We start from the raw sequence: 10,002 nt of genomic DNA, 5'->3' as shown, positions 1-10,002 counted from the left end.
GTTCTGTGAGAGGGATGAGGCGGCAACGCCTCACCCTACTCGATATCGTCTATTGAGCCTCGATATCGAGCCAATACGTGTCTGGAATGGCTTGTGTTTCGTTGCTTAAATGCGGGTTATCGACCCGGATCACGGTGCGTTCACCAATGTTGGCTTTTTCAAACGTTTCTTTGACCAGCGGAGCGTTGTTGAAAAACTCAATAAATGATCCGTCTTGGTATGCCGCTTCAAAAGCACCATTCAACATGTCGGCGACGTCAGCATGTTGCGGAGACACAAACAGGAACATCGGGAAGCGATAGATCAGCATCAGATGCGGGTCAACTAACAGATTACCGTATTGTGGCCGCTCGGCTAATTCACTAAAAGGCTCAATCAAGGCACGCGGGAAGAGATCAGCACGACCTGTATCAACCACTTTGAAAATATTTTCAAAGCTCGATATTTCGCGTACGCGAAATCCCGCTGAGTTGAGCACCTTGACGTCGGCCCAGCCCTGTCCCTGAATCATAGTAAGAGACTGCAAATCACCCGCGCTACTTATCTGAGCGAGTTGGGGCTCCGTGGCTTGGTTGGTAATAAACAGGCGATGGCCGAGTAGACCACGAAACACGGGATAGCGAATGGGGATCAGTTCAGATTCCAGCGTGCGGTCGGCACCCAGCCAGTCGATAGTGAGCTTGCCTTGCTTGAGCATTTCCACCTTACGAGACTGAGAGCCAATTTGGCCGTCAAAAGCTTGCAAGGTGACAGGCTCTCCTGATTTTTCGGCAAGAAACTCAATCAGCTCAATGGCATAGAGATCAAGCGCCGACCCAGCGCGTGGCTCGGGGTGCACAATTGTGGTATTGGACACGGCATGGGCTGAAAACACAGAGAGCGCCAAGGCGGTGAGAGAAACCATGAGTTTTTTCATAAACGATACCTTGTTAGTTTTATGTTAACCATATCGTTTTGAGTGTAGAAGTTATCCAGACGCTTGCCAGAAAGCGGAGATAAAAAAACCGACGCCAGGGCGTCGGTTGGTGATACAGAGAGCGGCGCAATTAGCGTGTGCCGTATACCACGATGGTTTTACCGTGTGCGGAAATGAGGTTTTGCTCTTCCAGCATTTTGAGGATACGTCCCACGGTTTCACGCGAACAGCCGACGATTTGGCCAATTTCCTGACGGGTGATCTTAATTTGCATACCATCAGGGTGAGTCATGGCATCCGGCTGTTTAGCCAAGTTCAACAAGGTTTGCGCGATGCGGCCTGTGACGTCCAGGAAGGCGAGATCCCCGACCTTTTGGCTCGTTACCTGCAAACGACGCGCCATTTGTGAAGACAGGCGCATTAAGATGTCAGGATTCACTTGAATGAGCTGGCGGAACTTCTTAAACGAAATTTCTGCCACTTCACACGGTGATTTAGCGCGCACCCAAGCAGTGCGCTCCTGGTCTTCTTCGAAAAGTCCGAGCTCACCAATGAAGTCACCTTGGTTAAGGTAAGACAGGATCATTTCCTTGCCTTCTTCATCTTTGATCAGTACGGCCACAGACCCTTTCACGATGTAATACAAGGTCTCCGCCTTCTCACCTGCATGGATAAGCGTGCTTTTAGACGGATACTTATGAATATGACAATGTGAAAGGAACCACTCGAGTGTAGGGTCTGTTTGAGGTTTTCCTGGAACCATATAACTTATTTCCTCTGCATGTGTTGCCCGGCAACAACGTCCTATCTTTGTCTGAGGGGTAACCCATCAGATCATTGCACAGAATACGAAGTCTGAACGCGGGCTACAAGCTCACTGTATGTTAACAAGAGTGTATCTTTTTTTGTTGGTGATTTCTTGATTTTGATCTAGGCCAACCGCCTAAAAATCTGGCAAAAACGTGGCTAAGATCACGGCTTGAGAAGTAATACATCATGGATGCGCTACGCCTTAGCCAATCTTGCCTTTTTCTATCAATTGTTGGATCAATGGACGGATGATCAATTCCATCGCAAAGCCCATTTTTCCTCCCGGTACCACTAAGGTGTTATGCCGTGACATAAACGACCCAGTGATCATTTGCAACAGATAAGGGAAGTCGACGTTTTTCATTCCACGAAAGCGGATCACCACAAAACTTTCATCCAAAGACGGGATCCCTTTGGCATTTAATGGGTTTGAGGTATCTACCGTCGGCACGCGTTGAAAGTTGATATGGGTACGAGAAAACTGCGGGGTGATGTAGTGCAGGTAATCATCCATTGAGCGCACAATCGAGTCGGTCACCGCCTCACGAGAGTGGCCTCTATCGCGCGTATCGCGGACAAATTTTTGAATCCACTCTAGGTTGACGATCGGCACCATTCCAATCAAGAGATCGACATGCTGTGCAACATTGACATCACCATCGACCACTCCGCCGTGCAGTCCCTCGTAAAACAATACATTGGTATTGTCGGCTAAGTCTTGCCATGGCGTGAAGGTGCCAGGCATTTGGTTATAGGGCACCGCTTCATCAAAGGTATGTAAATAGCGGCGATATTTCCCGGTGCCTTGCTCACCATACTCACGGAAAAACTGCTCTAGCCGCGGGAAATCGTTGGCCGTGGGGCCAAAGTAGCTGATATGTTTGCCTTGTTCACGTGCTTTACGGATCTCGACGTCCATTTCAGGACGGGTAAAGCGATGAAAGCTATCCCCTTCTAGCCAGGCCGCTTTGATGTTCATCATCTGGAACATCTTTCGGAAGGCTTCCGAGGTGGTGGTGGTACCGGCTCCTGATGAGCCGGTGACCGCAATAATAGGATGTTTAGCCGACATGACGCGCCCTGTCATTCAGTCTGAATTTGTATCGCGATACGGCGTGTACTGCGATGCTAAGAGCCGAGTGCTGTTTTACGACGAATATCCACTGTCTCGTGCAACTCGGAATATACAATCACGGCGTCCCCGGATTGCAATTGTTGGCGAACATCATCCACTTTTTGTGCAAAGCTGACTTCTTGCTCACCATAATCGGTTCCTTCCCGTAACACAAAGTGCTCGATTAACGCTGTCAGCGTCTCGTCAGGAATCGACTGCCATGGAACCATCATACTACATCACCTTTTATTGATCTCAGGATGGCATCCTCGGATGCTTGATGTGAATGTTGTGAATTGGCTCGCATTTTACCCGATCATACCAGTCAATGCAGTGGTTCTCTTTGCTTCCTTTGACGGTGCTAACGCGCCGACTTACTCAGTGACTCATGCGGTAAATAAGCGGCGAGCCAGCCAGGCACCGCTTGCTCAAGCCAAAACTGAGGTTGGCGCCAACTACCGGCGACAAAGCCAACATGGCCGCCATGCTCAGTGAGTTGATAATCAATGTTCGCGGGTAATGGGGAGGTTGGGATCACCGCGTCGGTCATAAAAGGATCGTCTTTGGCATGAATGATGGCCAACGGTGTCTTAATGGTATTAAGCACGGAAAGGCCGCTACAGGCGTGATAATAATGGTGCGCATCGTCAAAGCCATGAAGCGGGGCAGTCACGGTTTGGTCAAACTCGAACAAGGTTTTTATCGTCGGGCGCTCCCCCGCGTGCCATCGGCCCACTTGCTGATGCCGTGTGAGCTTTTCCGCTAGGGTTTGGCGCATCGAGCGCAACAAATAGGCTTGATAAACACGGGAAAAGCCTTGTTGGATACGCATCGAGCAGGCGGCAAGGTCAAGTGGCGGCGACACGGCGCAGCCACAGGCCACGATGGGATCATCGTGATAGTCCGCCAGGTAACGCACCAGCATGTTCCCCCCCAAAGAGACCCCGACTGCGCCAATTTGACTCTCTGGATAGGTTTGACGCAAATGGGTGAAGAAGGCACGCGCGTCCTGGGTTTCTCCCGAGTGATAGGTTCGCGCGGCACGATTAAGGCGGCCACTGCAGCTGCGAAAGTGCATCACCACGCCGCACCAACCTTGGCGTTGGAAGGCCGCGAGCAAGCCGTTGGCATACGGGCTGTCGAAACTGCCTGCTAAGCCATGGAATAAAACAACAATCGGCTGTCCAGGCTGCGGCTGATGTGTCCATGCCAGATCGACAAAATCGCCATCAGGCAGATCTAATTGCTGCCAGCGAGGGGTGAAAAGCGGGGCTCGACGCAAAAAGCGAGGCAACAAGGTTTGTAAGTGCGCGTTCCGCGCGCTGGGAATGGGTTTAAACGGTGTCATCATGGTTGCTTCCCTCTTCCTCGGCGGGCGTCACCTTCAGTGATGTATATAGGTTGCGTGCTGATGGTGACAGCTGACGGCAATAGTAGGCGAGAGGAGAGGCGGTGTCCGTGAGCCAGGTTTGACGATTGAGGGCATCGACTAAATCTTGCTGTTGGAATTTTTCTAAACTGAGCTCAAAGTTGAGCATTTTTTTGTACTGCCCACTGCCGACCCGCGGCTTCAACTCTCGCCGAAGGTGACGATAGGCAATAAGCAAATGCTCAGAGCGGCTTAACGCATGCTTCAGTTGTGTGAGGCTCTCGGGCGCAAGCCCATAGCCGTGTTGTTCAATCCAGGCGAGTAACAAGGCAAGATTCACGTTGCCTTGGTGCTCGTCTTGCAGCCTGAGGCAAGCTTGCTTTACCTCGGGCTTGCCATAATGATGTAAACAAAACTGCCACAGGTCGGCGGGATTCGCCATCCCAGGGGTTAGTCCTGATTGAATGTCGCCTCCAGGGCTTCCAGCTCTTCTTGTCGCTCCATCCATTCTTGTTCCACCTCTTCGAGCGTCGATTTAGCATCCGCTTGACGTTGCAATTGCGCCGTGAGCCGCGCCTTATTATCACTGTGGTAAATCTCGGGGTCCGCCAACTGATTTTCTGCGTCAGAGATAATGGCAGAGAGTTGTTCTATCTGTGTGTCGAGATTGTCAATTTTTTTCCGCAAAGGCGCGGTTTGCTTACGTAACTCGGCATCGCGGCGTTTTTGCGCTTTACGATCCACCTGTGTTTGTTGCGGCGCCGTTTTCTCCGCGGCCGCTTGTTTTTTGCTCTCAGCGCGATCAGCGCGCTGTTGATCGGTCAGCCAACGGTGATAATCGTTCAAGTCTCCATCAAAGGGTAGCACTGCGTTATTGTCGACCAAATACAAGTCATCGGTGGTGGCGCGCAGCAAGAAGCGATCGTGACTGACAATCACCATCGCGCCCTCGTAAGACTGTAAGGCGAGTGTCAGCGCTTGGCGCATATCCAAGTCCAGATGGTTGGTTGGCTCATCGAGTAACAGTAAGTTCGGTTTTTGCCATACCAATAAGGCGAGCACCAAGCGGGCTTTTTCGCCTCCAGAGAAGGGCCCGATGGGCTCGAGCGCCTTGTCGCCTTGAAAGCCAAACCGGCCGAGAAAATCACGTAAGGTTTGCTCAGCGGTGGTGGGGGCTAACCGGTTTAGGTGCTGAAGTGGCGTATCGTCGATGCGCAACGTATCGAGTTGGTGTTGGGCAAAGTAGCCAATTTTCACCCCTTGTGAATAGGTTAATTCACCGGCCATGGCGGGTAAGCTGCCCGCGAGGAGTTTAATCAGGGTCGACTTACCCGCCCCATTGCGCCCCAGCAAGCCAATGCGCGCCCCCGGCACCAGGTTAAGGCGAATGTTTTCAATAATAGGTGTCTTATCATAACCTGCCGCCACTTTGTCCATCATTAAAATGGGGGTGGGTAAGGCATCCGGCGTGAAGAAGGTAAAACTAAACGGGTTATCGTATTGCGCGGGCAATACCTTCTCCATCCGCTCAAGGGCTTTGATCCGGCTTTGCGCTTGGCGGGCCTTGGTGGCTTTGTAACGAAAGCGATCGATATACGATTGCATGTGGGCAATTTGCTTTTGTTGCTTTTCGTACTGCGCCTGTTGCTGCGCCAATTTTTGCGCGCGCATTTGCTCAAAGTCGGAATAATTACCCGTGTATTCATTGAGCTGTTGATGCTCGATGTGAATGATGCGATTGACAACAGGATCCAAGAAATCCCGGTCGTGAGAGATCAACACCAAGGTACCTGGATATTGCTGTAGCCATTTTTCTAGCCACATGACCGCATCGAGATCTAGGTGGTTAGTGGGTTCATCGAGCAACAATAGATCAGAGCGACATAATAGCGCTTGTGCTAAGTTCAGCCGCATTCGCCAGCCACCTGAGAATTGGGTGAGTGACCAGTGGATTTGTGGTTGGCTAAAGCCCAAACCATCTAATAAGCTGGCCGCACGCGCTTCAATGGTATAACCACCAATGGCATCCAATTTATCGTGTAACATCGCCACCGCGTTACCGTCATCACGGGCTTCGGCGTCGCGTAGGGCTTGCTGTAGCGCGCGGTATTCGCTGTCGCCATCAATCACGTACTCGAGCGCGCTTTTGTCGAGCGCGGGGGTTTCTTGCGCCACCCATGCTACCTGCCACTGACTCGGGTAGTCACAATGGCCGGCATCCAACGATAATTGATGGCGCAGCAAGGCAAACAAGCTCGATTTGCCACAGCCATTTTTGCCCACCAGACCGACTTTGTCGCCCGGTGAGATAGTGGCAGAAGTGTGGTCAAGCAGGGGCTTACCCCCTCGAAGCAGTTGAATATCGGAGAAGCGAATCATGATTTCTCAGTCTGTCTCGGGTTGATGGGTGCGCATTGTCGCGCGGTCGTTATACCAGCTTGATACCGGGATTGCCAAATTCTACCGCGTCATCCCACTGGTCAGACACAGAGGGCGCATATTTGTGTGTTAAAGTTAAAAACACGGATAAATGAACAGATTGCGTTCTGACCATAATCATAAGACAAGGAAGCCTATGCCCCGAGATAAGGCTGAAAGCCCCTCTCTTCCCAAGGTACTGGTGATTTTTGCTCACCCCGACCCCGATGAATCTGTTGCCAATCGTCGTTTAATTGAGGCCATTACGCCGCTGGCCCATGTCAGCGTGCACGATATTTACGCCGCCTACCCGGATTTTGTGGTGGACGTCCATCATGAGCGCGCGTTGGTCACTGACGCCGATGTGTTGGTCTTTCAGCATCCACTGCAAATGTATTCCTGTCCGGCGCTGTTGAAAGAGTGGATAGATGTGGTGCTAGGAAAAGGGTTTGCACATGGGCAAGGCGGGGATGCGTTGGCCGGTAAAACCTGCCGTTTTGTGGTGACCACCGGCGGGGCGGCCGAAGCGTTTAGTCAACAAGGTTACAACAAATATTCAATGGCCGAGCTACTACAGCCTTTTGAGTTAACCGCCTCATTATGTCGGATGTATTGGATCCCACCGTTGGTCTTGCACTGGGCGCGCCGCGTTGGCGATGCCGATCGCGAAGCGTTTGCTGAGATTTATGCCGATTGGCTCGCTGACCCATTGGCGCACCAAGGAGGCGAGGATGGATAACAACCTCTTATCGGCGGCCTTTGTTTTTTTATTGGCGGCGGTGATTGCGGTTCCTCTTGCCCAGCGCTTGGGTATGGGCTCGGTGCTTGGCTATTTGCTGGCAGGCATAGTGATCGGGCCCTGGGGGCTGGGTCTGGTCCGTGATGTGGATGCGATTCTCCATTTTGCCGAATTTGGCGTGGTGCTGCTGCTTTTTCTGATCGGTTTGGAGTTGAACCCCAAAAAGTTGCTCCAGATGCGACGACCGATTATCGGTCTGGGGGGCAGTCAGGTCGTGGTCACAGCGTTGTTTATCGGTGTGATTTGCGCATTGGTCGGCTTGACACTCTCGCAAGCGTTGGTGATTGGGGTTGGCTTGGCGCTCTCTTCAACCGCGATTGCGATGAAGATTATCGAAGATCAACGCCTAATGCGCAGCGAAACCGGGCAAGCGGGATTTGCCGTCTTGCTCTTCCAAGATATAGCGGTGATCCCGATGCTCGCGATGATCCCCGCGCTTGCCGGTGGCAGTGCTGGCAGTTGGCTCGACGTATTATGGATGTTTGTCGGCATTGGTATTTTGCTGGTGGGCGGTCATTTCCTGCTGCGTCCGCTGTTTCGTTTAGTGGCCATGAGCGGCGTCACCGAGCTATTTACAGTGACCTCGCTGGCCTTGGTGATTGGGATTGCTCTCGCCATGCAAGCGTTAGGCCTATCGATGGCGCTGGGGGCGTTTCTTGCGGGCGTATTGCTTGCGGAAAGTGAATACCGTCATGAATTAGAAACCGCGATTGAGCCTTTTAAAGGTTTGTTGCTTGGGCTGTTCTTTATTGCAGTGGGAATGACCGTTGATCTCGGTCTATTGCTCGACTACCCACTGGCCATACTGGGAGCGGTCGCGGCGTTGATCTTGGTGAAGACCTTGCTGCTTTATGGCTTGGCGCGTGCCTTTGGGGTGGTGCCAAAAGCGCGCAGTCAAATGGCGGTATTACTCAGCCAAGGGGGAGAGTTTGCGTTTGTTATTTTCAATGCAGCGCGTAGCCAGGGCTTACTTGACCAAGAGTTAAACGCGTTTTTGTTGGTGGTGGTGAGCTTGTCGATGATGACCACGCCTTTAATGCTGACGCTTCAACAACGCTGGTTTGCTCGCACGTTTAATGAGCCTGAAGAAGCGCCACCACAAGGGCAGTTTGAGCAGGCCGATGCGCGCGTGATCATTGCCGGTTTTGGTCGCTTTGGTCAGGTGGTAGGCCGGTTGATGTTCGCCAATAAAATTGGGGTAACCATATTAGAACGTGATCCGACGCAAATTAAGCTGCTACGTCGTTTTGGCTATGAAGTGTATTATGGCGACGCAACCCAGCTCAGTTTATTACGGGCGGCAGGCGCGCATACCGCTGAAGCGATTGTGATTTGTACCGACTCGCCTGATGAAGTGATGGAGATTGTTGATCTTTGTGCGCGCCATTTCCCTAACCTTAAAGTAATGGCGCGGGCGCGGAGTCGTGTCGAGGCCTATCAATTGATGGCACAGGGCGTGGATCAATTCTCGCGTGAAACCTTTTTGGGGGCCCTTGAGCTCGGGAGGCAGACGCTAGAGTCACTGGGTATGCATCCGTATAAAGCCAAGCGAGCCGAAATTTTATTTCGTAAGCTGGATATGCGGGTATTGCAAGATCTCTTGCCGCAACACAGCGAAGACTTGGCGACGGCCTCCCGAGCGAAAGAAGCACGCAAAGAGTTGGAAGAAATTTTTGACCGAGAAATGCGTGGTGATAGTGAGCGGCACCAAAGTTGGAATCGAGATGAGTAAGGTGTTGAAGTGAAAAAACGTTTCATTGCTGGGGCAGCGTGCCCGGCGTGCCAACAGCTCGATACGTTACGAGTATGGCGCGAAAATAATATTGACAAAGTAGAGTGTGTCAGCTGCGATTATCATGATAGTCGGTTGCCTGATTCGGCACAACAGTCACACTCTGGTGCCGAGTCAGCAGAGAATGTCATTGGGATCTTTAAACCGGAGTAGGGGATCCGTTATCATCGTCAGTCCATTTACCTTCCGGTCTCGGAGCGAGCATGAAAATTGCGAAAGATGTGGTAGTCAGCCTGGCTTACCAAGTAAAAAATGAAGATGGTGCACTTGTTGACGAATCAACAGCACAAGAGCCTCTCCAATACCTGCACGGTCACCGTAACCTGATTGTAGGTCTTGAGAACGCGCTGGAAGGCCGCGAAAAAGGTGAGAGCTTTGACGTGACTGTAGGCCCAGATGAAGCCTACGGTGATTACCAAGAAGCTATGGTACAACGCGTACCAGCTAACGTATTCCAAGGCGTAGACCAAGTAGAAGTGGGCATGCGCTTTATGGCAGAAACGGACCAAGGCCAAATCCCAGTTGAAGTGACGGAAGTGGATGGTGAAGAAGTGGTAGTTGACGCTAACCACATGCTAGCCGGTCAAACCCTGTCTTTCTCTGTGGAAGTGGTTGACGTTCGCGAAGCGACAGAAGAGGAAGTGTCTCACGGTCATATTCACCAAGACGGTGAAAGCTGTGGTCACGACCACTAAGACGGTATCCGTCTGTGGTGAATGAAAGGCGCCGAATGGCGCCTTCAGACTGCTGACAAAGGTCTAGCTTTCGAGCTAGACCTTTGATC

General features: G+C 51.7%; 10 protein-coding genes and 1 pseudogene. 4 read left to right on the top strand and 7 right to left on the bottom strand.

Features of this window, described 5'->3' with window-relative positions; all coding sequences use genetic code 11:
• Positions 1 to 49 precede the first annotated feature (49 nt).
• The 7 genes from C7A19_RS12805 to C7A19_RS12775 all read right to left on the bottom strand — a co-directional run bounded on the left by C7A19_RS12805 (position 50) and on the right by C7A19_RS12775 (position 6,588).
• A complete protein-coding gene (locus C7A19_RS12805; RefSeq protein WP_069361844.1) occupies positions 50 to 916 on the bottom strand; it encodes a hypothetical protein in 867 nt (288 codons plus the stop codon).
• Positions 917 to 1,046: 130 nt separating this feature from the next.
• Positions 1,047 to 1,679 carry a cAMP-activated global transcriptional regulator CRP gene (gene crp / locus C7A19_RS12800; RefSeq protein ID WP_002535199.1) on the bottom strand — a complete coding sequence of 211 codons (633 nt, stop codon included), beginning with the start codon at positions 1,677 to 1,679 and terminating at the stop codon, positions 1,047 to 1,049.
• 249 nt (positions 1,680 to 1,928) lie between these two features.
• Positions 1,929 to 2,798 (bottom strand): phosphoribulokinase, encoded by an 870-nt coding sequence (locus tag C7A19_RS12795; RefSeq protein WP_069361843.1) that lies wholly within the window; start codon positions 2,796 to 2,798, stop codon positions 1,929 to 1,931.
• Between the two features lie 56 nt (positions 2,799 to 2,854).
• Positions 2,855 to 3,073 carry a YheU family protein gene (locus tag C7A19_RS12790; protein WP_069361842.1) on the bottom strand — a complete coding sequence of 73 codons (219 nt, stop codon included), beginning with the start codon at positions 3,071 to 3,073 and terminating at the stop codon, positions 2,855 to 2,857.
• A 128-nt stretch (positions 3,074 to 3,201) separates the two neighbouring features.
• Positions 3,202 to 4,191: a hydrolase gene (locus tag C7A19_RS12785; protein ID WP_116645055.1), complete on the bottom strand. Its 990-nt coding sequence runs from the start codon at positions 4,189 to 4,191 to the stop codon at positions 3,202 to 3,204.
• Positions 4,175 to 4,651, bottom strand: coding sequence for a TIGR02444 family protein (locus C7A19_RS12780; RefSeq protein WP_100297956.1), 477 nt, complete (start codon positions 4,649 to 4,651; stop codon positions 4,175 to 4,177). Before C7A19_RS12780 ends, C7A19_RS12785 begins: the two co-directional genes overlap by 17 nt.
• Before the next feature lie 8 nt (positions 4,652 to 4,659).
• The gene (locus C7A19_RS12775; RefSeq protein ID WP_116645054.1) at positions 4,660 to 6,588 is read right to left on the bottom strand and encodes an ABC transporter ATP-binding protein; all 1,929 of its coding nucleotides are present in this window, start codon (positions 6,586 to 6,588) and stop codon (positions 4,660 to 4,662) included.
• Positions 6,589 to 6,784: 196 nt separating this feature from the next.
• Here C7A19_RS12775 and kefG point away from each other — a divergent pair, with 196 nt between their 5' ends.
• The 4 genes and pseudogenes from kefG to slyD all read left to right on the top strand — a co-directional run.
• On the top strand, positions 6,785 to 7,366 hold the full coding sequence (gene kefG, locus C7A19_RS12770) for a glutathione-regulated potassium-efflux system ancillary protein KefG (RefSeq protein ID WP_069361838.1): 582 nt from the start codon (positions 6,785 to 6,787) through the stop codon (positions 7,364 to 7,366).
• Positions 7,359 to 9,158, top strand: coding sequence for a glutathione-regulated potassium-efflux system protein KefB (kefB, locus tag C7A19_RS12765; RefSeq protein WP_116645053.1), 1,800 nt, complete (start codon positions 7,359 to 7,361; stop codon positions 9,156 to 9,158). The genes kefG and kefB overlap by 8 nt, the downstream gene beginning before the upstream one ends.
• A gap of 9 nt (positions 9,159 to 9,167) precedes the next feature.
• Entirely contained in the window at positions 9,168 to 9,371 is a 204-nt protein-coding gene (locus C7A19_RS12760) for a YheV family putative zinc ribbon protein (protein ID WP_046074780.1), read from the top strand.
• A gap of 50 nt (positions 9,372 to 9,421) precedes the next feature.
• A pseudogene (gene slyD / locus C7A19_RS12755) lies at positions 9,422 to 9,910 on the top strand (peptidylprolyl isomerase); the annotation flags it as partial.
• Positions 9,911 to 10,002 lie beyond the last annotated feature (92 nt).

This window comes from Salinivibrio sp. HTSP (assembly GCF_003390965.1).
GTDB classification, from domain to species: domain Bacteria; phylum Pseudomonadota; class Gammaproteobacteria; order Enterobacterales; family Vibrionaceae; genus Salinivibrio; species Salinivibrio kushneri.
Note: the sequence above shows the minus strand (reverse complement) of the source record. Positions and strands in the feature narration are given on the sequence as shown.

Coding starts and splice junctions, on each gene's coding strand:
- C7A19_RS12775 (WP_116645054.1), bottom strand. CDS start 6,588: ATGATTCGCTTCTCCGATATTCAACTGCTTCGAGGGGGTAAGCCCCTG.
- C7A19_RS12785 (WP_116645055.1), bottom strand. CDS start 4,191: ATGATGACACCGTTTAAACCCATTCCCAGCGCGCGGAACGCGCACTTA.
- C7A19_RS12795 (WP_069361843.1), bottom strand. CDS start 2,798: ATGTCGGCTAAACATCCTATTATTGCGGTCACCGGCTCATCAGGAGCC.
- C7A19_RS12780 (WP_100297956.1), bottom strand. CDS start 4,651: ATGGCGAATCCCGCCGACCTGTGGCAGTTTTGTTTACATCATTATGGC.
- crp (WP_002535199.1), bottom strand. CDS start 1,679: ATGGTTCCAGGAAAACCTCAAACAGACCCTACACTCGAGTGGTTCCTT.
- C7A19_RS12805 (WP_069361844.1), bottom strand. CDS start 916: ATGAAAAAACTCATGGTTTCTCTCACCGCCTTGGCGCTCTCTGTGTTT.
- C7A19_RS12790 (WP_069361842.1), bottom strand. CDS start 3,073: ATGATGGTTCCATGGCAGTCGATTCCTGACGAGACGCTGACAGCGTTA.
- kefG (WP_069361838.1), top strand. CDS start 6,785: ATGCCCCGAGATAAGGCTGAAAGCCCCTCTCTTCCCAAGGTACTGGTG.
- kefB (WP_116645053.1), top strand. CDS start 7,359: ATGGATAACAACCTCTTATCGGCGGCCTTTGTTTTTTTATTGGCGGCG.